This is a genomic window from Rickettsia sp. TH2014 (assembly GCF_019249195.1).
In the GTDB taxonomy this organism is placed as follows: domain Bacteria; phylum Pseudomonadota; class Alphaproteobacteria; order Rickettsiales; family Rickettsiaceae; genus Rickettsia; species Rickettsia felis.
Genome location: NZ_MXAX01000192.1, coordinates 1 through 599, shown reverse-complemented (window position 1 = coordinate 599; position 599 = coordinate 1). Strand labels below are relative to the sequence as shown.

Genomic DNA, 599 nt, shown 5'->3' with positions numbered 1-599 from the left:
ATGCCCTTTTTTGCAATAAAATTACGGATAACGCCATAATGAATAACAATATATTATATGTACCTAAAAATATACATGTGACTATTGCAGATCTGAGTCAATATGGCAGATTAAAGCTCGCTCCTAAAAGTGGTGTATATAGTAGAATTGATGATATTTATATCTTTAATAAGGATGTATATGATACCATTGACATGGGAGTAAACCCATTTATATTCGGTCGTGCATCAGTAATCGTAACACCGCCTAGTGCTTCATGTAATTCTTCAGATATTTCAGATTTTTTATCATCTGATGATGTGGGTCTGACGGGTAATAACTCAGATGAAAATTCAGATGCAACTCATAGCTAGATTCCTCTAGCTCGCTGCTTGCATGATTTTTTTTCACGCCAAGATCTCATGATTTGATACCTCATCGTCTATCCCTTCAAGTTCCATAGCTTCTTGATTAGCTTCCATGCCGCAACTCATATAAGGTGCAAGCACGCTTTCTGCCTCATGTAGCTCCATTTCTTTTACTACCTTTTGCCCTTCTGCAAAATCTAGTATTAGCTTCTCTAAGTCCTGATTACTATAATCATTCACAGCTACTAAATA

At 36.1% G+C, this 599-nt stretch carries 1 protein-coding gene and 1 pseudogene; one reads left to right on the top strand and one right to left on the bottom strand.

Going from position 1 to position 599, the window contains the following annotated elements:
* Window positions 1-353: hypothetical protein (locus tag KYQ89_RS03885; RefSeq protein ID WP_371920407.1), on the top strand; the 353-nt coding region annotated here is incomplete at its 5' end.
* A gap of 33 nt (window positions 354-386) precedes the next feature.
* On the opposite strand, the pseudogene KYQ89_RS03880 reads toward KYQ89_RS03885, so the two are convergent.
* Window positions 387-599 (bottom strand): annotated as a pseudogene (locus tag KYQ89_RS03880) (patatin); the annotation flags it as partial.